15 protein-coding genes, 1 pseudogene and 1 riboswitch are annotated in these 19,977 nt (G+C 67.4%); of the genes and pseudogenes, 4 read left to right on the plus strand and 12 right to left on the minus strand.

Features of this window, described 5'->3' with window-relative positions:
- Positions 1-86: 86 nt before the first annotated feature.
- The 5 genes from AC1AYX_RS02485 to AC1AYX_RS02505 all read right to left on the minus strand — a co-directional run bounded on the left by AC1AYX_RS02485 (position 87) and on the right by AC1AYX_RS02505 (position 5,500).
- Positions 87-368, minus strand: a complete 282-nt coding sequence (locus AC1AYX_RS02485; RefSeq protein WP_476502000.1) for a YggT family protein — start codon at positions 366-368, stop codon at positions 87-89.
- 117 nt (positions 369-485) lie between these two features.
- Positions 486-989: a cell division protein SepF gene (locus AC1AYX_RS02490; protein WP_476502001.1), complete on the minus strand. Its 504-nt coding sequence runs from the start codon at positions 987-989 to the stop codon at positions 486-488.
- A 37-nt stretch (positions 990-1,026) separates the two neighbouring features.
- Positions 1,027-2,400 (minus strand): cell division protein FtsZ, encoded by a 1,374-nt coding sequence (ftsZ, locus tag AC1AYX_RS02495; RefSeq protein WP_476502002.1) that lies wholly within the window; start codon positions 2,398-2,400, stop codon positions 1,027-1,029.
- A gap of 178 nt (positions 2,401-2,578) precedes the next feature.
- Positions 2,579-3,826 carry a tRNA dihydrouridine synthase DusB gene (gene dusB / locus AC1AYX_RS02500; protein ID WP_476502003.1) on the minus strand — a complete coding sequence of 416 codons (1,248 nt, stop codon included), beginning with the start codon at positions 3,824-3,826 and terminating at the stop codon, positions 2,579-2,581.
- Positions 3,827-4,024: 198 nt separating this feature from the next.
- Positions 4,025-5,500: a glycine--tRNA ligase gene (locus tag AC1AYX_RS02505; RefSeq protein ID WP_476502004.1), complete on the minus strand. Its 1,476-nt coding sequence runs from the start codon at positions 5,498-5,500 to the stop codon at positions 4,025-4,027.
- A gap of 182 nt (positions 5,501-5,682) precedes the next feature.
- Positions 5,683-5,792: riboswitch (TPP riboswitch) on the plus strand.
- Between AC1AYX_RS02505 and thiM the strand changes: the two genes are divergently transcribed.
- Both thiM and thiC read left to right on the plus strand, forming a co-directional pair.
- Entirely contained in the window at positions 5,785-6,675 is an 891-nt protein-coding gene (gene thiM, locus AC1AYX_RS02510; protein ID WP_476502005.1) for a hydroxyethylthiazole kinase, read from the plus strand. Its footprint overlaps the riboswitch before it by 8 nt.
- Positions 6,676-6,716: 41 nt before the next feature.
- The gene (gene thiC, locus AC1AYX_RS02515) at positions 6,717-9,458 is read left to right on the plus strand and encodes a phosphomethylpyrimidine synthase ThiC (protein WP_476502006.1); all 2,742 of its coding nucleotides are present in this window, start codon (positions 6,717-6,719) and stop codon (positions 9,456-9,458) included.
- A gap of 104 nt (positions 9,459-9,562) precedes the next feature.
- Here thiC and AC1AYX_RS02520 read toward each other — a convergent pair whose 3' ends face one another.
- Complete coding sequence (locus tag AC1AYX_RS02520) at positions 9,563-10,771, minus strand: AAA family ATPase (RefSeq protein ID WP_476502043.1); 1,209 nt, start codon at positions 10,769-10,771, stop codon at positions 9,563-9,565.
- 167 nt (positions 10,772-10,938) lie between these two features.
- Between AC1AYX_RS02520 and thiD the strand changes: the two genes are divergently transcribed.
- A complete protein-coding gene (thiD, locus tag AC1AYX_RS02525) occupies positions 10,939-11,745 on the plus strand; it encodes a bifunctional hydroxymethylpyrimidine kinase/phosphomethylpyrimidine kinase (protein ID WP_476502007.1) in 807 nt (268 codons plus the stop codon).
- 19 nt (positions 11,746-11,764) lie between these two features.
- Entirely contained in the window at positions 11,765-12,214 is a 450-nt protein-coding gene (locus AC1AYX_RS02530) for a thiamine-binding protein (RefSeq protein WP_476502008.1), read from the plus strand.
- A 65-nt stretch (positions 12,215-12,279) separates the two neighbouring features.
- On the opposite strand, the gene gmk is transcribed toward AC1AYX_RS02530, so the two are convergent.
- From gmk to efp, 6 genes and pseudogenes are all read right to left on the minus strand, one after another.
- Positions 12,280-12,864 carry a guanylate kinase gene (gene gmk / locus AC1AYX_RS02535; RefSeq protein ID WP_476502044.1) on the minus strand — a complete coding sequence of 195 codons (585 nt, stop codon included), beginning with the start codon at positions 12,862-12,864 and terminating at the stop codon, positions 12,280-12,282.
- Positions 12,865-13,170: 306 nt separating this feature from the next.
- A pseudogene (gene pyrF / locus AC1AYX_RS02540) lies at positions 13,171-14,079 on the minus strand (orotidine-5'-phosphate decarboxylase); the annotation flags it as partial.
- A gap of 37 nt (positions 14,080-14,116) precedes the next feature.
- A complete protein-coding gene (gene carB / locus AC1AYX_RS02545; RefSeq protein WP_476502009.1) occupies positions 14,117-17,500 on the minus strand; it encodes a carbamoyl-phosphate synthase large subunit in 3,384 nt (1,127 codons plus the stop codon).
- Between the two features lies 1 nt (position 17,501).
- On the minus strand, positions 17,502-18,722 hold the full coding sequence (carA, locus tag AC1AYX_RS02550) for a glutamine-hydrolyzing carbamoyl-phosphate synthase small subunit (protein ID WP_423734911.1): 1,221 nt from the start codon (positions 18,720-18,722) through the stop codon (positions 17,502-17,504).
- A 187-nt stretch (positions 18,723-18,909) separates the two neighbouring features.
- Positions 18,910-19,323, minus strand: coding sequence for a transcription antitermination factor NusB (nusB, locus tag AC1AYX_RS02555; protein ID WP_101622084.1), 414 nt, complete (start codon positions 19,321-19,323; stop codon positions 18,910-18,912).
- Positions 19,324-19,399: 76 nt separating this feature from the next.
- Entirely contained in the window at positions 19,400-19,957 is a 558-nt protein-coding gene (gene efp / locus AC1AYX_RS02560; RefSeq protein ID WP_034526990.1) for an elongation factor P, read from the minus strand.
- Positions 19,958-19,977: the final 20 nt, after the last annotated feature.

Raw genomic sequence — 19,977 nt, forward strand, 5'->3', positions numbered from 1 at the left:
TGACATTAGCACGTCCCCCCAGCATTCATGCAGTATTTCCGCGTTTGCGGACGGATGACACGCCCATGGGCGCGCTCACGGGCCGGTCAGATGAGCGCGCGGAGCACCACGAGGACGAAGTACAGGACGATGAAGCTCATATCGAGCGCGACGGCGCCGAGACGCAGCGGCGGGATGTAGCGGCGCAGCCATTTGAGCGGCGGCTCGGTGACGCTGTACACGATGTCGATGAGCTTGGCGACGAGGCCCCTCGGGTACCAGCGGGGCGCGAGCAGCGCCGCCCAGTCGAGGATCATGCGGATGAACAGCACGGTGATGTAGGCGTCGATCAGACCGTCGACGAGGCGCGTCAGGATGAGGAACAGCATGCCTCCACCGTATCAGCCCCGCTGGGAACAGGCTGGGTGTTCGCTGATGACATACCGAAACGTCCCCGCGGCTTTCGGCTGCGGGGACGTGGAAGGGCGATGCGGGAACCGTGTGGCTCAGTCGGCGAACAGGTCGCGCGCGCTGTTGGCGTTGGCCGATTCCTCGACCTTGATGTTCACCTGTGACGGGCTCAGCAGGAACACGCGCGGCGTGACCCGCTCCATCGAACCGTGCACGCCGAACACCACGCCGGCGGAGAAGTCCACGATGCGGTAGGCGACGGCCTCGGGCACGCCCGTCAGGTTGAGCACGACCGGCACGCCGTCGCGGATCGCGCGGCCGACCATCTGCGCGTCCTCGTAGGACTTCGGATGGATGGTCGTGATGCGGCTGAGACGCCCCTGGAACGGGTTGGCGACGCGCGTGGACGAGGACGGGGACGAGGCGGCCGACGCCGGGACGGCGGGCTTCGTCGGCATCGGGGTCACCGTATGGTCGGAGTCGAACGAACCCGCGGGTTCCGGGGTCTCCGGTTCCTCGTCGATGTCGAAATCGTCATCGTTCTCGGAGACGTCGGACATGCCCAGATAGGACATCGCGTTCTTCATGAACCCTGCCATGGCTTAACCCTTTCTCGTCGTCGTTGTCGTCTTGCCGTCAGCGCAGGAAATCGGGGATGTCGAGGTCTCCGGCCGGATCGTTCGCGTCGGGCGCGTACGGGTACTCCTGGTAGGGGTTCCGGTAGTGGTACGGCTGCTGGGCCGGAATCCCGCCGGTGGTCGGGGCGAAGGTGAACGGCGACTGGTCGGGCTGGGCGGTGGACGGCTGCGGCGTGGCGGCCGGGGCCTGCTGCGGCTGCGCGGGGGTCGGCGTGGCGGCCGGAGCCGCGGGAGCGGCGGGCTGGGCCTGCGGCTGGGCGGACGGGGCCGCCGGCTGCGCGGGGGCGGCCGGCTGAGCAGGAGCGGCGGGCTGCGCGGGAGCCTGCTGGGCGGCGGGAGCCGCGTCGCGGGCGGCCTTCGCCTGCTGGGCGGCGACGGCGAGCGGCTGCGCGTCGTTCGCCTCGGCCTGTTCCTTGGCGGTGTCGAAGCCGGCGGCGATGACGGTGACGCGCACCTCGTCGCCGTAGGCGTCGTCAAGGGCGAGGCCCCAGATGATCTGGGCCTCGGGGTGGATGGCCTTGCGCACGAGCTCGACGGCGGCGGAGGCCTCCTGCAGGCCGATGTCGGTCGGGCCGGCCACGTTGATGAGCGCGCCGTGGGCGCCTTCGATGCTCTCCTCGAGCAGCGGCGAGCTGATGGCCAGCTCGGCGGCCTGGGTGGCGCGGTCCTCGCCGCGCGCGGAACCGATGCCGAACAGCGCGGTGCCGGCGCCGCGCAGGATCGCGGTGACGTCGGAGAAGTCCACGTGGATGTACGAGTTGGAGGTGATGAGGTCGGTGATGCCCTGGACGCCGGACAGCAGCGCGGAATCCGCGGTCTTGAACGCGTCCATGATCGTGATGGAGCGGTCGGACAGCTCGAGCAGACGGTCGTTCGGAATGACGATGAGGGCGTCGACCTCCTGACGGAGGTTGTCGATGCCGAGCTCGGCGGAGGCGGCGCGCTGCGGGCCCTCGAACGAGAACGGACGGGTGACCACCGCGATGGTGAGCGCGCCCTGCTGGTGGGCGGCGCGCGCGACAATCGGGCTGGCGCCGGTGCCGGTGCCGCCGCCCTCGCCGCAGGTGACGAACACCATGTCGGCGCCCTTGAGGGACTCCTCGATGTCGGACTGGTGGTCCTGCGCGGCCTTCGCGCCCTTCTCCGGGTCGGCGCCCGCGCCGAGGCCGCGGCTGGACTGGTCGGACAGGGAGATCTTCACATCGGCCTCGGAGCGCAGCAGGTCCTTGGCGTCGGTGTTGACGGCGATGAACTCAACGTTCTGAAGACCTTCGGCGATCATGCGGTTGACGGCGTTGCCGCCGGCACCGCCTACGCCGACGACCTTGATGTTGGTCTTGTCGTTGAACTCAGTCTGGGCGTTCTCGCTCACGTTTGGCTCCTGTCACTTCACGGTTACACCCTAGACTAGCGCAGGGCTCCCCCGTATTGTGTGATATTTTCGCGCGTGTAACGCGTATTTCACGGCGATGACGACGTTTTCATCGCACACCGCTCCCGACGTCGGTCCCGGGCGTCGGCTCCCGGTGCCATGGCGTCAGTAACCGGCGTCAGTAGCCGGCGTCCATCGGGTCGTCGCCGAAGAGCGTCTCGCGCTCCTCATGGCTGGTCGTGCGCGACTCGAGCCAGCCGTACGGCAGATGCACCTTCTTGGCGAACCGCACGCGCCCGCGCGGCTTGTCCACCACGCGCTCGGGGAACGTGACGTCCGGGTCGAGGCGCGCGATCTCGCGGTCCACGTCGGCCAGGGACTCGCATTCCATGAACGCCTTGCGCGTGGACCCGCCCACCGGGAACCCCTTGAGGTACCAGGCGATGTGCTTGCGCAGATCGTGCACGGCCATGCGCTCGTCGCCGTCGTAGAACTCGACGAGCAGGCCGGCATGGCGGCGGATCACGCGGCATACCTCGCCGAGCGTCGGGTTGAAGCGTTCGTCCGAGCCCTCGAAGGCGTGTTTGATGTCGGCGAACAGCCACGGGCGGCCCTGGCAGCCGCGGCCGATGGCCACGCCGTCGCATCCGGTCTCGCGGATCATCGCGAGCGCGTCGTCTGCGCCCCAGATGTCGCCGTTGCCGAACACGGGGATGTCGAGCCGCTCCTTGAGCTCGCCGATGCGGCTCCAATCGGAGTGTCCGCCGTAGTATTCGGCGGTGGTGCGCGCGTGCAGCGTGACGGCCGCGCACCCCTCCTCCTGCGCGATATGGCCGGCTTCGAGGAAGGTCTCGCGGTCGTGGTCGATGCCGACGCGGATCTTCGCGGTGACCGGGATGCCGGCCTCGCCGCACACCTTGACGACGCGGCGGATGAGATCCGTGTAAATGTCGGTCTTCCACGGCAGGGCGGAACCGCCGCCGCGGCGCGTCACCTTGGGCACCGGGCAGCCGAAGTTGAGGTCCACGTGGTCGGCCATATGCTCGTCGACGACGATGCGAGCCGCCTGTTCGACGATGGCCGGGTTCACGCCGTACAACTGGAGCGAGCGCACGCGTTCGGAGGGCGCGAACCGGCACAGGCGCAGGGCCTTCGGGTTGCGGGCGACGAGCGCGCGGGCGGTGATCATCTCCGCCACGTACAGGCCGTCGGGCCCGTATTCCTCGCAGATCACGCGGAACGGCCAGTTGGTCACGCCGGCCATCGGCGAGAGCACGACGGGCGTCGGCACGCTGATGTTCCCGAGCCTGACCGGCGCGATGGCCGGGGCGGGTTCGCCGGCCGCGCGGCGCGGCGCGTCCGTGCGCGGGTCGAGATCGTCCGTCTCGTGTGGCGCGTTGATGATGGTTTCGGTGATGTCGCTCACTGTCACAGGCCTTCCGCTCGTTGCTGGGGGTTCGGGACATACGGGCCCCCTCTGACGAGGGGGCTGTCATCCGCGGGATGACTGGGGGAGAGACCGCGGCGCGTCGGCCGCTCCTTCTCTCCCCCACCCGGCCGAGCCGGGAGCCCCCTCATCAGAGGGGGCCACTGTCGCCGCCGTCTTCCGACGGCACGCCGCCAATCAGTACAGGCCGCCGGCCTCGTTGATCCTGACGGAGTCCGGCCAGGCCTCGCCGCCCATGGCGACCGGCTTCATCGGCACGCGGGTGCGCTTCTCGCCGATGCGGGCGGCCACGTAGTCGGCGACCTTGTCGAGCGCGACGCGCTCCTGGTTCATCGTGTCGCGGTCGCGGATCGTCACGGCGTGGTCGTCGAGCGTGTCGAAGTCGACGGTGATGCACAGCGGGGTGCCGATCTCGTCCTCGCGGCGGTAGCGGCGGCCGATGGCGCCGGACTCGTCGTAGTCGATCATCCACTCGTTCTGGCGCAGGTCGGCGGCCAGGTCCTGGGCGACGGACTGCAGTTGCGGCTTCTTGCTCAGCGGCAGCACGGCGGCCTTGACCGGGGCGAGGCGCGGGTCGAGGCGCAGGACGGTGCGCTTGTCGACGCCGCCCTTGGTGTTCGGTGCCTCGTCCACGTCGTAGGCGTCGACGAGGAAGCACATGAGGGAGCGGGTCAGGCCGGCGGCCGGCTCGATGACGTATGGGACGTACTTCTCGCCGGTGGCCTGGTTGAAGTAGCTCAGATCCTCGCCGGAGTGCTTGGCGTGCGCGGAGAGGTCGAAGTCGGTGCGGTTGGCCACGCCTTCGAGCTCGCCCCAGTCGGAGCCCTGGAAGCCGAACTTGTACTCGATGTCGACGGTGCGCTTCGAGTAGTGGGCCAGCTTGTCCTTCGGGTGCTCGTAGTGGCGCAGGTTCTCCGGCTTGACGCCGAGGTCCAGGTACCACTGGGTGCGGGCGTCGATCCAGTACTGGTGCCATTCCTCGTCGGTGCCGGGCTCGACGAAGAACTCCATCTCCATCTGCTCGAACTCGCGGGTGCGGAAGATGAAGTTGCCGGGCGTGATCTCGTTGCGGAAGGACTTGCCCATGTTGGCGATGCCGAACGGCGGCTTGGAACGCGAGGAGGTCATCACGTTCTTGAAGTCGACGAAGATGCCCTGCGCGGTCTCCGGACGCAGGTAGTGCAGGCTGTTCTCGTCCTCGACCGGGCCGAGGTGCGTGCGCAGCATCATGTTGAAGTCGCGCGGCTCGGTCCACTTGCCGCGGGTACCGCAGTCGGGGCAGACGATGTCGGCCATGCCGTTCTCCGGCAGCTTGTCGCCGTGCTTCTCGGCGTAGGACTCCTGCAGCTTGTCGGCGCGGTTGCGCTTGTGGCAGTTCAGGCACTCGACCAGCGGGTCGTTGAACACGGCGACGTGGCCGGAGGCGACCCACACCGGGGTCGGCAGGATGATGGAGGTGTCGACGCCGACGACGTCGGGACGGGTGACGACCATCGAACGCCACCACTCGCGCTTGATATTATCCTTCAGCGCGACGCCGAGCGGGCCGTAGTCCCAGGCGGAACGGGTCCCGCCGTAGATCTCGCCGGCGGGGAACACGAATCCGCGACGCTTCGCGAGGGACACGACTTCATCAAGTTTGGACTGAGCCACAATGCACCTTCTGGTTTGAACGGTTTGGGGTCTTACAACCCGTTCAGACTACCTGCATACGCCGACCGGCGAAAGGCCGCGCCACAACTACCACTCCGCCGCACGACACGCAAGAGGTGTGACGCGCTGGAATCCGTCTTCGTCACAGGTTGTCCATATAACCGCATAGCGTCGAATCCGATAACGCAATGCAGGGGAACCCGCAGCCACTCGGCGGGTTGAGATGGGCGCGACGCCCGACCCTTTGAACCTGTTGGTTAAGACCAGCGTAGGGAGCAGTGAATATGAGCGAATCATCGCAGGCAACCGCGGCGGACCGCGACGACGCGGACGTCGCCGCATTGAAGGCGCGCATCAGGAAGGCCTCCGAGGCGGTGCGCGAGCGCACGCCGATGGCGCAGTCGTTCACGAACTTCGTGACCATCAACCTCGTCGCCAACGCGCAGCTCGCCGCCGGCGGCGCCGCCGCGATGAGCTTCCTGCCGGACGACGTGATCGACACCGCGACCATGTCCGGCGCCGACTACATCAACGTGGGCACGCTGCTGCCCTTCTATAAGGACGCGCTGCCGAAGATCGCGCGCGCCTTCCACAAGACCGGGCACAAGTGGGTGCTCGACCCGGTGGCCGCCGGCATCGGCTCGACGCGCACCGAGATCCTGCGCGCCTTCCGCGCCGCTCCCCCGACCATCGTGCGCGGCAACGCCTCCGAGATCATCGCCCTGGCGACGATGTGGGGCCTCGTCTCCCCCGACGACGCGACCCGGCCGGCCGGCGTCGAATCCGTCGACGAGGTCGAGTCCGCCGTCGAACCGGCGAAGACACTCGCCCGCTTCCTCGCCGCGTCCGCGCCGGAAGGCGAGGCGGCCGTCGCCGTCTCCGGAAAGGCCGATCTCGTCACCGACGGCGAGACCGTCTACCGTCTTCCCGGCGGCAGCGCGATGATGGCGAAGATCACCGGCGCCGGATGCTCGCTCGGCGGCGTGACTGCCGTCTACCTCGCCGTCACGGACCCGCTGACCGCCGCGCTCGCCGCGACGGCGCTCTACGACCGCGCCGGCGAGGCCGCGGAGAAGGTCTCGAACGGTCCCGGATCGTTCCAGGTCGCCTTCCTCGACGCCCTCTGGAACACCACCCCCGACCAGATCGCCTCCAGCCCGATCCTCATCGGCTGACACAAAACTTCCACCAACCAATCAACAAGGAACAGGAACACATGAGCAACGAATATCCCTACGCGTCCATGCGCGATTCGTTCGACCTCTCCGCGTACTTCGTGGTCGGGCCGGACGACTGCAAGGGCCGCCCGCTGACCGACGTGGTCGACCAGGCCCTGCACGGCGGCGCCACGTTCATCCAGCTGCGCGCCAAGGGCGCGGACGCCTCCGAACTGACCGAGATGGCCCGCGACGTGGCGCAGATCATCGAGGACGCCGGCAAGTCCGACACGGTCGCGTTCGTCATCGACGACCGCGCGGACGTCGTCTGGCAGGCCCGCCGCAAGGGCATCAAGGTCGACGGCGTGCACATCGGCCAGACCGACATGGAGCCGCGCGAGGCCCGCGCGCTGCTCGGCGACGAGGCAATCGTCGGCCTGTCCGCCGAGACCGAGTCGCTGGTCCGTCTCATCAACGAGCTGCCCGACGGCTGCATCGACTACATCGGCGCCGGCCCGCTGCACGTCTCCTCCACCAAGCCCGAGGCCTCGGTCGGCGGCAACGACGGCTCCGGCAAGACCCTGGACGCCCGCCAGATCGACACGATCTGCGCCGCCAGCGAGTTCCCGGTCGTGGTCGGCGGCGGCGTGACCGCGGCCGACATGGCCATGCTCGCCGGCACCAAGGCCGCCGGCTGGTTCGCGGTCTCCGCCATCGCGGGCGCCGACGACCCGGAGGCCGCCACCCGCGCGATGGTCGAGGGCTGGAAGGCCGTGCGCGGCGACAAGCGCCACAGCTACGCCCCGCGCATCGTCACCCACACGCCGGCCGTCGACACGCAGGCCGCGCAGGAGGGCGCCGCCGAGCCGGGCGCCGAGGCCACCGAGAAGAAGTTCACGAACGCGAAGGAGGCGAAGGAGGCGCAGAAGCTCGCCAAGCAACAGCGCGTCGACATCGCCGCCCGTGGCTCGAAGCAGCGCGACAAGGCGCACATCCGCAAGACGAAGACCGTGCCGTTCTCCTACGAATACGGCTCCTACGACCTCGAAGTGCCGTACACGGAGATCAAGCTCTCCGACACGCCCGGCGTCGGCCCGAACCCGCCGTTCATCGACTACAACACCGAAGGCCCGAAGTGCGATCCGAAGGAGGGACTCAAGCCCCTGCGCCTCGACTGGATCCGCGACCGCGGCGACATCGAGGACTACGAGGGCCGCGCCCGCAACCTGCAGGACGACGGCAAGCGCGCCATCAAGCGCGGCCGCGCCACGAAGGAATGGCGCGGACGCACGCACAAGCCGATGCGCGCCAAGGACCACCCGGTCACCCAGATGTGGTACGCCCGCCACGGCATCATCACCCCGGAGATGCAGTACGTCGCGACCCGCGAGAACTGCGACGTGGAGCTCGTGCGCTCCGAGCTGGCCGCCGGCCGCGCCGTCATGCCGTGCAACATCAACCACCCGGAGGCCGAGCCGATGATTATCGGCTCCCGCTTCCTCACCAAGCTCAACGCGAACATGGGCAACTCGGCCGTCACCTCGTCCATCGACGAGGAGGTCGAGAAACTCACGTGGGCCACCAAGTGGGGTGCCGACACCGTGATGGATCTGTCCACCGGCAACGACATCCACACCACCCGCGAGTGGATTCTGCGCAACTCCCCCGTGCCGATTGGCACCGTGCCGATGTACCAGGCGCTGGAGAAGGTCGAGGACGACGCCTCGAAGCTCAGCTGGGAGCTGTTCCGCGACACCGTGATCGAGCAGTGCGAGCAGGGCGTCGACTACATGACGATCCACGCCGGCGTGCTGCTGCGCTACGTGCCGCTCACCGCGAACCGCGTCACCGGCATCGTCTCCCGCGGCGGCTCGATCATGGCCGACTGGTGCCTGCGCCACCATCAGGAGAGCTTCCTGTACACGCACTTCGACGAGCTATGCGACATCTTCGCCAAGTACGATGTGGCGTTCTCCCTCGGCGACGGTCTGCGCCCCGGCTCCCTCGCGGACGCCAACGACGCGGCACAGCTCTCCGAACTGATGACGCTGGGCGAGCTCACCGAGCGCGCCTGGGCGAAGGACGTGCAGGTCATGATCGAGGGCCCGGGCCACGTGCCGTTCGACACGGTGCGCATGAACATCGAGCTGGAGAAGGCCGTGTGCAAGGGCGCCCCGTTCTACACCTTGGGACCGCTCACCACCGATACCGCCCCCGGCTACGACCACATCACCTCCGCGATCGGCGCCACCGAGATCGGCCGCTACGGCACCGCCATGCTGTGCTACGTGACTCCGAAGGAGCACCTGGGCCTGCCGAACAAGGACGACGTCAAGCAGGGCGTGATCGCCTACAAGATCGCCGCCCACGCGGCCGACATCGCCAAGCACCACCCGCACGCGCAGGACCGTGACGACGCGATCTCGAAGGCCCGCTTCGAGTTCCGTTGGCTCGACCAGTTCAACCTCTCCTACGATCCGGACACCGCGATCGCGTTCCACGACGACACGCTGCCCGCCGAGCCGGCCAAGATGGCGCACTTCTGCTCGATGTGCGGCCCGAAGTTCTGCTCGATGGCCATCTCGCAGAACATCCGCAAGGCGTTCGGCGGCGCGGCCGCCCAGGAGCAGATCGTGAAGGATTCGCTCGCCGGTGTGGCCGCCGACGCGCAGCCGGCCGCGGCCGACGGCGTCGTCTCCGCCAACGTGCTGAGCCCCGAGGAGATCCGAGCCGGCCTCGACGCGATGAGCGAGAAGTACACCGCCCAGGGCGGCAAGCTCTACTCCACCGCCACCGAGTGACGGATTCCGGTCCCCACCGGTAGGATCCCTCCGGTCCGATATGTTGAAACCCCTCTCATCCGAGAGGGGTTTCAACATATGTGGGGTTCCCTTGCCGGCCTCTGCTAGCCCCTATGCGCGCGCAGTTCGGGGCGACGTTCGACGCGCTCGAACGCGGTAATGAGGTCCGCGGCGCGGATCGCGGCGCGGCGATCCTTGGCGGCGACGAGCGCCGCCTCCGTCCAGATCGCGCACACTTCGGCGCCGCTCCAGCCTTCGGTGCGCCGCGCGATGTCCGCGAGGGGCAGCTCCCCTTCGGTCGAGAGCGCGCGCTCCTGCACTTCAAGGATCGCGAGACGGTCGTGCTCGCCCGGCATCGGGAACGGGATCTGCCAGTCGAAGCGGCCAGGGCGCAGCAGCGCCGGATCCACGTCCTCGATGCGGTTCGTGGCGGCGACGACCACCACGTTGCCTTTGGACGCGAAGCCGTCCATGAGCGTCAGCAGCTGTGCGACGAGACGCTTGCCGACGCCGTTCGTGTCGGTGTCGCGCGAGGAGGCGATCGAATCGATCTCGTCGAAGAAGATGATGGCACGCTGGTCGGCCTGCGCGGCGGCGAAGATCATGCGCAGCGTTTCCTCGCTGTCGCCCACGTATTTGCTCACGATGGTCGGACCGGAGACGAGGTAGAACTGCGCGTCGGCCACATTGGCGATGATGCGCGCCAGATGCGTCTTGCCGGTGCCGGGCGCGCCGGTGAAGATCACGCCCTTGATCGGCTTCGCACCGATGGCGCGCATCTGCACGCTGTTGCCGAGCTGCGTCTCGATGAGCTCCTTGGCGCGCGTGACGACCTGCTCGTAGCCGCCGAACGACGCGAACGTGAGGTCCGGGTCGGCGCTCGGCGTGATCCGGTACTGTTTGATGTCGTCGTCGTGGTCGGATTCGCCGGGGCGGATGGCCGTCGGCCACAGCACGCGTTCGATGCCGAACAGGTCGGTGAACTCGACCGTGTTGCCGGGCATGATGTCCACCGGATAGTCGCCTTCGAGGAGTTCCAGCCCGTCCGAGGTCTCCAGCACGACCGCATCCTCCAATGCGCGGCGCACGACGCCGACGCGGGGCTTGATCGGCCAGACGGAGGCGGGCACCTTCGTGTAGAAGCCGTCGCCGACGAGCAGCACGTCGCCCACGTCGAACACCTCCTGACGCGGGAACGTGAGCTGCGTGCTCCGCCCGTTCGGCATCGTCGCGTAATAGGCGACGCGCCCCTCGTCGAATCCGGTGATGCGCGCCAGCACGCCGTCACGGCGCAACACGTCGTCGGACATGATTCCCCTCTCCCACTGCTCGGTTCCGGCCGTTGTCCCGGCCCGTTCCATCACACCACACAACCGCCCCGGAATCAAGGGAAATCCGAGGGAAGTCCAAGGCGGGGCGAGCCGGAAATCAACGGCGGAAACAGGTGAAAAACGAGTCTCCCCCGACTAAGCTGAACCGTATGTCAACACATGCAACCACGCTTCCCCCCGTGCTCGCGATCTCCGGTTCGGATTCGTCCGGCGGCGCGGGCATGCAGGCGGACCTGAAGACCATGCTCGCCAACGGCGTGTTCGGCATGAGCGCGATCACCGCACTCACCGCGCAGAACACGACCGGCGTGCGCTCCATCCAGGACACGGAGCCGACGATCCTCGCCGACCAGATCGACGCCGTGTTCGAGGACATCCCGCCGCTGGCGGTCAAGATCGGCATGGTGTCCGCGACGGACATCATCGACGTGATCGCCGACCGGCTCACGTTCCATCATGCGGCGAACGTCGTGCTCGACCCGGTCATGGTCGCCACGTCCGGCGCGAAGCTCATCAGCGACGACGCGATCGCCGCGCTCACGTCGAAGCTGTTCCCGCTCGCCACGGTCATCACGCCGAACATCCCCGAGGCGCAGGAGCTCACCGGTCTGGCGATCGTCGACGCCGGTTCGATGGAGGCGGCGGCGCGCGCCCTCGTCACGCGCTACGGCTGCGCGGCGCTCGTCAAGGGCGGTCATCACACGAACGACGCGAACGACGTGCTCGCCGAGACCGATGGCACGGTCACGTGGTTCGAGGGTTCGCGCGTCGACAATCCGAACACGCACGGCACCGGCTGCACATTGAGTTCGGCGATCGCGTCGAATCTCGCGAAGGGCGAGACGCTGCCCGACGCAATCCGGCACGCGAAGGAGTATCTGACCGGCGCACTGAACGCGATGCTCGATCTGGGCCACGGTTCCGGCCCGATGGACCACGCGTGGCAGTGGCGGTGAGAGAGAAGGAGAAATGACGATGACGCAGAACGATGACGCCACCGGGCGCGACGCTTCGGACGCGCGTGACGCGGCGCTCGCCACGGCGACCGACCGTTTCGCCGTGAAGCAGGAGGTCCCCATCGACCCGAAGACCGGCAAGCCGTATCTCAACACGGTGGCCGCGATCCAGGTGTCGGTGACGGGCGCGGGCTCCGAGGTCTCCCCCTACGTCTCGCAGGCGATCGAGGTGATCCGCGATTCGGGCCTCCCGCAGGAGACGAATGCGCTGTTCACCGACGTGGAGGGCAACCTCGACGACGTGCTGCACGTGGCCGGCGAGGCCGCGAAGAAGCTCGCGGAGCAGGGCTACCGCACGAGCCTCGTGCTCCACATGGACATCCGCCCCGGTTTCACCGGCCAGCTCGCCGAGAAGCCGAAGCTCGCCGACCAGCTCATCGCCGACCGCAAGGCCGCCGCGGCGGAATAAGACGAAAACAAAAAAGCTCCCTCTGACGAGGGAGCCTGAAGTATATACGGCTGTACAGGGAAGGCTCACGCCTCCTTGCCGTACTCCTTGGCGATGATGTCCCAGAGCTGGTCGGCGGCCTGTTCGACGTTCTCGTTGACGATGGTCACGTCGAATTCGCTTTCCGCGGCGAGCTCCACCTTGGCGGTCTCGAGGCGGCGCTTGCGCTGCTCCTCGGTTTCGGTGCCGCGGCCGGTGAGGCGGCGCACCAGCTCGTCGAAGCTCGGCGGGGCGATGAACACGGTCATCACCTCGAGTCCCAGCTCCTTGGCCTTCTCCTTGACGCGACGCGCGCCCTGCAGGTCGATCTCGAGAATCGTCGGCGTGCCGACGGCCATGTGGTCCTCGAGCGGCTTCAGCGGCGTGCCGTAGTGCGCGAGTCCGTGCACGAGCGCCGTCTCCAGGAACTCCCCCGCCTTCTCCTTGGCGGCGAACTCCTCCTCGCTCATGAACCAGTAGTTGACGCCGTTCACCTCGCCCGGGCGCGGGTCGCGCGTCGTGGCGGAGACGGACACCCAGATCTCCGGGTGCTTCTTGCGCAGCGCGATCTCGACGGTGCCCTTGCCGACGCCGGCGGGGCCGGTGAGCACGAGCAGACGTCCGCCACGCAGCGCCTGCGCGTCCGCGTCGGCTGTGGCTTCCGGCTGCGTGCCGGTGGCGGCCGCGGTTTTGCCCGCGGGAGCGGTCGTCGCGTCGGATTGTGCCTCGGCGGCGGAATCAGCGGAAGCGGCGGTCTTATCGGTGTCGGTCACGGTGATGCTCTCCCTCGGCGCGTCCGCGCCGGTCGTCTCGGATGTTGCGGTTGCGCCGTGGTCGGACGTCCCGGCGGTCTCGGCAGGCGTCTGCGGCACGGGCGCGGCCTCGTCCGTCGCCGCCGCAACGGCCTTCTGCTGCTCCTGCGGCAGCTCGGCGACGCGCGTCGCCTCCATGAGCGCTTGACGCACGTCGAGCGAAATCGCCTCGGTGGCTTCGCTCAATGCGGCGATGTCCGGACCGTGCGACGCGATGAAGCGGGACACGGTGACGAGCACGTTGCCCTTCGTCCCCTTGAACACGGTGCGCAGGTCCTTCGCGTCAGCGCCCTGCCAGCCGTAGCCGGGCGAGAGGATCGGTCCGGTGAACTGGGCCGGGTCGACGCCGGTCTCGTTGATCCACTGGCCGATGGTCGCGCCGATGACGAGGCCGACGGAGCCCATGCCGTCCACGTTGCGGTTGTTCTTCTGCGCGGTGGCGGCGATGCCGTACGCCACCGTCTTGCCTTCATAGTCGCCGACCTGTCGGATGGCGCTTTGCAGGCTCTTGCCCTCCTCGTTGGAGGTGAGGGATGCGATGAACACGCCGCGCCCGTTGTCGAGCGCGTCGTCGATGAGGCCCTGCAGCGATCGCGCGCCGTAGTACGGCAGCAGCGTGATCGCGTCGGCCCTCAGCGGCGCGCCCGGCTTGAAGTAGGCGTCGGCGATGGCGGAGATCGTCGTGGACAGTCCGCCGTGCAGGCAGTCGACGATCGTGATGATGCCCATCTGGCGTGCCGCGTACAGCACGCGTTCCAGCGCGGCGAATCCCTTCGAGCCGTAACGCTCGAACATCGGCGACTGGAACTTGACGGCGGCGGCGCGTCCGTTCGCGGCCTGCAGCATGCGCATGGCGAACATCTCCGCGCCGTCGGCGTCGACGTTGTAGCCCCAATCGGTCAGGAGTTTCCGGTGTGGGTCGATGCCCACGCACAACGGACCGTACTTGTCCATCGAATTGCGCAGACGCAGACCGAAGTCTGAACGCCTGGCGAGCCGTTCCTTGTCCTGTTCCTCAATGGGGCTGTCACTCATCGCGATCCCTTCCTTCGTGTGAGAGGAAATCCGTTGATCAGAAATCCTTGCTTTCCAACGCGAACAGCTGCTTGGAGTGCTCCTGGATGCTCATGATCTGGTAGTCGTTGCGCTTGACCGCCTCGATGGCCAGCAGCACCGCGGAGAACTCGGTGATGGTCGTGAACTGCGGCAGGTCGGCGGCGATGGCGGCGGCTCGAATCGAGTAACCGTCGGAGCGCGACCCGCGCGAGTTCGGCGTGTTGAGAATCATGTCGATCGCGCCGTCCTCGATGAGTTCGACGACGTTCTTGCCGATCGAGCCTTCGGCGTGCACGACCTTCACCGGCGCCTCCGGATCGGAGTCCACGCGGGTGGAGATCTTGTCGACGATCTTCGAGTCGATGCCGTAGCGGCGCAGCACGGAGGCGGTGCCCTCGGTCGCCCAGATCGTGAAGCCGAGCTCGACGAGACGCACGGCCATGAGCGGCAGCTGGCGCTTGTCGGTGTCGTTCACGGAGATGAACACGTTGCCGTGGGTCGGCAGACCGCCCTCGTAGGCGGCGAGCTGGCTCTTGGCGAACGCGTGCGGGAAGTCGCGGTCGAAGCCCATGACCTCGCCGGTGGAGCGCATCTCCGGTCCGAGCAGGATGTCGACGGTCTTGCCGACGGGCGTGCGGAAGCGCTTGAACGGCAGCACGGACTCCTTGACCGCCACCTGCTGGCCGCGGTGCATGACGCCGCCGTCGCCCTTGGGCAGCAGCAGGCCGTTGGCGCGCTGGTCGGCGATGGTCTCGCCGGCCATGATGCGCGCGGCGGCCTTGGCCAGCGCCACGCCGGTCGCCTTGGAGGCGAACGGCACGGTGCGGGAGGCGCGCGGGTTGGCTTCGATGACGTACAGCGTGTTCGCCATGAACGCGTACTGCACGTTGATCAGGCCCTTGACGTTGCAGCCCTTGGCAATCGCATAGGTGCCCTCGCGCAGGCGACGGATCTGGTCGTCGGACAGCGTGGACGGCGGCAGCGTGCAGGCGGCGTCGCCGGAGTGGACGCCGGCCTCCTCGATGTGCTCCATGATGCCGCCGATGTACAGCTCCTCGCCGTCGAACAGCGCGTCGACGTCGATCTCGATGGCGTCCTGGAGGAACTTGTCGATGAGCAGCGGGGAGGGCAGACGGCCGGAGACGACCGTGTCGGCCTGGGCCTCGGCGAGGGCACGGTTCACGTACTTCTCGAGCTGGGCGTTGTCGTAGACGATCTCCATGCCGCGGCCGCCGAGCACGTAGCTCGGGCGCACGAGCACCGGGTAGCCGATCGAGTGGGCGGCCTCCTGGGCCTCCTCCAGCGACAGGGCGGTGCCGTAGCGCGGCGCGTTCATCTTCGCCTTCTTGAGCACCTCGCCGAACAGCTCGCGGTTCTCCGCGAGGTCGATGGCCTCCGGGGTGGTGCCGAGGATCGGCACGCCGGCGGCCTTGAGGCGCGCGGCGAGCGACAGCGGCGTCTGGCCGCCGAGCTGCACGATGACGCCCTTGACCGGGCCCATGCGCTTCTCGGCCTCGTAGATCTCGAGCACGTCCTCGAAGGTGAGCGGCTCGAAGTAGAGGCGGTCGGAGATGTCGTAGTCGGTGGAGACGGTCTCCGGGTTGCAGTTGACCATGATCGTGTCATAGTCCTTGCCGAGCTCCTGCACCGCGTGCACGCAGGTGTAGTCGAACTCGATGCCCTGGCCGATGCGGTTCGGGCCGGAGCCGAGGATAATCACGGCCTCGCGCTCGCGCGGCTTGACCTCGGACTCGTCCGCGTAGCAGGAGTAGTAGTACGGCGTGGCCGCGTCGAACTCGGCGGCGCAGGTGTCGACCGTCTTGTACACGGGCTTCAAGCCGTAGGTCCAGCGCAGCTCGCGGATCGTGTTCTCGCCCTCGTCGCCGAGGTTCCTCAGGTGCGCGATCTGCAGGTCGGACAGGCCGGCGAGCTTGGCGCGGCGCAGCAGCTTGCGCGTGAGCGTCTCGGCCTCGCGCACCGCCTGGGCGGTCTCGTTGATGAGCGTGAGCTGCTTGAGGAACCACGGATCGATCTTGGTGGCCGCGTACAGCTGCTCGATGGTGGCGCCGCCCCAGATGGCGCGCATGAGCTCGAGGTAGCGGTTCTCGGTGGGCGTGTGGATCGCCTTGAGCAGTTCGGCGACCTCGTCGGCCGTCGGCTTCGGACCGTCCCAGTTGAAGCCCATGTGGCGCTTGTCGATGGAGCGCATCGCCTTGCCGAGGGACTCCTGGAAGTTGCCGGCCAGGGCCATGGCCTCGCCGACGGACTTCATCGACGTGGTGAGCGTCGGATCGGCGCCCGGGAACTTCTCGAACGCGAAGCGCGGCACCTTGGTGACCACGTAGTCGATGGTCGGCTCGAAGGAGGCCGGCGTGGACTGGGTGATGTCGTTGCGGATCTCGTCGAGCGTGTAGCCGAGGGCCAGCTTGGTCGCGATCTTCGCGATCGGGAAGCCGGTGGCCTTCGAGGCGAGCGCGGAGGAGCGGGAGACGCGCGGGTTCATCTCGATGACGATGATGCGCCCGGTCTCGGGGTGGATGGCGAACTGGATGTTGCAGCCGCCGGTGTCGACTCCCACGCCGCGGATGATGGCGATGCCGATGTCGCGCAGCTTCTGGTACTCGCGGTCGGTCAGGGTGAAGCACGGGGCCACGGTGATGGAGTCGCCGGTGTGCACGCCGACCGGGTCGACGTTCTCGATCGGGCAGACGACCACGACGTTGTCGTTGCGGTCGCGCATGAGCTCGAGCTCGAACTCCTTCCAGCCTTCGATGCCCTCCTCGATGAGCACCTCGTCGGTCGGCGAGTAGTGGATGCCGGCGCCGGCGATGCGGTGCAGCTCCTCCTCGTCGTGCGCGATGCCGGAGCCGAGGCCGCCCATCGTGAAGCTCGGGCGGACGACCAGCGGGTAGCCGAACTCGTCGGCGATGCGGTCCACTTCGGCGAGCGTGTGGGCGATGCGGGAGCGCGCGGATTCGGCGCCCGCCTCGTCGACGACCTTCTTGAACAGCTCGCGGTCCTCGCCGCGGTCGATGGCGTCGAGGGACGCGCCGATCAGCTCGACGTCGTACTTCTTGAGCACGCCGGCCTCGCCGAGCGCCATCGCGGCGTTGAGCGCGGTCTGGCCGCCGAGGGTCGGCAGCAGCGCGTCGGGGCGTTCCTTGGCGATGATCTGCTCGAGGATCGGCGTGGCAATCGGCTCGATGTAGGTGGCGTCGGCCATCTCGGGGTCGGTCATGATGGTGGCCGGGTTCGAGTTGACGAGGATGACGCGGATGCCTTCCTCCTTGAGGACGCGGCATGCCTGGGTGCCCGAGTAATCGAACTCCGCGGCCTGACCGATCACGATCGGGCCGGAGCCGATGACCATCACGGATTTGATGTCGGTGCGCTTCGGCATATCACTTACCTTCCTTGGAGTCGGCGCGGGAATCGCGCGGATTGTTCTTCATGAGATCGCAGAATCGGTCGAACAGGTACGCGGCGTCGTGCGGGCCCGCGGCGGCCTCCGGGTGGTACTGCACGGAGAACGCGGGGATGTCGACGCACTGCAGGCCTTCGACCACGTCGTCGTTGAGATCGATGTGGCTGACGAACACCTTGCCGTACTTGCCGTTCTCGAACGGGGCGTCGACGGTTTCGCCGATCGGCGCGTCGACGGCGAAGCCGTGGTTGTGGGCGGTGACCTCCACCTTGCCGGTGGTGAGGTCCTTGACCGGCTGGTTGATGCCGCGGTGGCCGAACTTCAGCTTGTACGTGCCGAAGCCGAGCGCGCGGCCGAGCAGCTGGTTGCCGAAGCAGATGCCGAAGAACGGGTAGCCGGCGTCGAGGACCTTGCGCAGCAGCTCGACCTCCGGGCCGGCCTGCTCCGGGTCGCCCGGGCCGTTGGAGAAGAAGACGCCGTCCGGGTTGAGGGCGGTCAGCTCTTCGAACGTGATGGTGGAGGGCACGACGTGCACGCGGCAGCCGCGCTCGGCCATGCGGTGCGGGGTCATCGCCTTGATGCCGAGGTCGACGGCGGCCACGGTGTACAGCGGCTCCTTGCCTTCGAACTCGCCGCACGGCTCGATGGTGTACGCCTCCTTGGTGGAGACCTCGTCGTACAGGCTCAGACCCTGCATCTGCGGGGTGGCCTTGACCGCGTCGAGCAGTTCGTCGATGGTCTTGAGGCGGCCGTCCTCGCCGAGGAGCGCGTCGCCGGAGAAGATGCCGGCGCGCATCACGCCTGCGGAGCGCAGGTGGCGCACCAGCTTGCGGGTGTCGATGTCGGCGAGACCGACGATGCCGTTGGCTTCGAGATCGCCGTCGAGGCTGCCCTCGGCACGCCAGTTGCTCACGTTCGGGGAGGGCTCGCGCACGATGTAGCCGGCCACCCAGATGCGGGAGGATTCCGGATCCTCGTGGTTGACGCCCGTGTCGCCGATGTGCGGGAAGGTCTGCACGACGATCTGACGGTCGTAGCTCGGATCGGTGAGCGTCTCCTGGTATCCGGTCATGCCGGTGGCGAACACGATCTCACCCGTGGTCGCGCCATGGGCCCCGTAGGGTTCACCCACATACACCTGCCCATCCTCCAGCACAAGGACCGCATCGTCCTTGCCATAGTTCGCGATCTCGCTCACCAAAACCCCCTTTTCGTTCTCGGGTCGTCCGTATTCAAGGTTATCGGCCCGCGCCGACGCACACGCGCAGGACACACGCGCATGTCGCCGTTCGCGGCCGTTCTGTTCTCGTGCCGGTTGGTCGCGCCCGGCCCACGCTCTCATAAAAACGCCTCCCGTGTTGCGGGGAGGCGTTCAAAAAGAAATATCAGTCCAACGGCTTTTCCTTGGCCGTGCAGATCGCGGACAGCAGTCCGTGGATGAATGCGGGGGAATCCCCGTCGCACAGCGTCTTCGCGAGGGACAGCGCTTCGTCGATGGCGACCTTGTCGGGCACGTCATCGTTGAAGAGGATCTCCCAGGCGGCGATACGCAGGATGTTGCGGTCGATCACGCCCATACGGCGGACCTTCCACCCGGTGGAGTGCTCGTCCAGGGTGGAGTCGATCTCGTGCTGGTGCTCGGCCACGCCCTTGACGATCTCGATGGCGTATTCGGGCAGCGGCGTCTGCGCGCCGGGCGTCTCGATGCGCTCGTCGAGCAGGGACAGGATGTCCTGATCCTTCTCGTCCGCCTCATACAACGTGTTCAGAGCCCTCTTACGGGCGGTGGAACGTGCCATGCAGCTCTTTCGTCCTTCGTGTCGTCGGTTTACCGGTTGGAACTGGTGCGATCGGTGTGATCAGCGGGTGTGCGGATCAGTTCTCGCGGCCCAGGTAGGAGCCGTCGGTGGTGTTGACCTTGACCTTCTCGCCCTCGTTGATGAACAGCGGGACCTGGATCTCGGCGCCGGTCTCCACGGTGGCCGGCTTGGTGCCCGCGTTGGAGCGGTTGCCCTGCAGGCCCGGCTCGGTGTGGGTGATGGTCAGGACGACGGAGGCCGGCAGTTCGACGCTCAGCGGGGTCTCGTCATGGAAGGACACGATGCAGTCGGTGCCTTCGAGCAGGAACTTGGTGTCGACGATGGACTTCGGCACGTAGACCTGGTCGTAGGTGGTCATGTCCATGAAGACCAGGTTGTCGCCGTCCTCGTAGGAGTACTGGAGGTTGCGGTTGTCGACGGTCTCGAACTCCATCTTCATGCCCGCGTTGAAGGTCTTGTCGACGATCTTGCCGGAGAGCACGTTCTTGATGGTGGTGCGCACGAAGGCGGGGCCCTTGCCCGGCTTGACGTGCTGGAACTTGAGGACGGTCCACAGCTGGCCGTCCAGGTTCAGGACGGAACCGTTCTTGATGTCATTGGTAGTCTGTGCCACGATGTCTCACCTATTTCTAG

The sequence above is a fragment of the Bifidobacterium sp. LH_419 genome (assembly GCF_056356955.1).